Raw genomic sequence first — 477 nt, 5'->3', positions numbered from 1 at the left:
TCATAGACTGGGGCGAGTGCCGGCTTGTTGCCCTTCCCATAATAAATCAGCGACCAATTCTTGAGGTGCATGTCGCCATTTCCTGTCAGGACTGCCAAAGCCAGTCGTCGGACGAACTCGAGGGCTGAAGCTGAAGAAACGGCGACCCCAATAGCCACAGCGATATCATGATATGAGGCCCCCTCATATTTTCGAGACGGATAGACGCCGAATACCTGTGCGAAATCTTCGATATGGATGCGTTCACCACCGGCAACGCGATCGAAACGTTTGACGAGGAGGACTTTGCCGTCGGACAATGTCTCAAACTCCTCCGGGATACCCTCGAACTGCGATTGTTCCACGAGCTCGCGTTCCGGCACGTCCATACCAATCGCTTCGGCCAATGCGAGATTTGCAAATTCGTTTTCCGAGACACCGGGAAATGATGTCGATGGAAACTTGGCGATATATGAACCCTGCTCGTCGCCTAAGGGG

The 477-nt window shown here is 53.2% G+C and carries 1 protein-coding gene; it reads right to left on the bottom strand.

Annotation, left to right across the window (positions count from 1 at the left end; translation table 11 throughout):
- A partial coding sequence (locus tag AB4Z23_RS28400) for a type II toxin-antitoxin system HipA family toxin (protein ID WP_441361296.1) occupies positions 1-477 on the bottom strand: 477 nt, incomplete at both ends.

It is taken from the genome of Agrobacterium sp. MCAB5 (assembly GCF_052114365.1).
GTDB lineage: Bacteria > Pseudomonadota > Alphaproteobacteria > Rhizobiales > Rhizobiaceae > Agrobacterium > Agrobacterium tumefaciens.
Note: the sequence above shows the minus strand (reverse complement) of the source record. Positions and strands in the feature narration are given on the sequence as shown.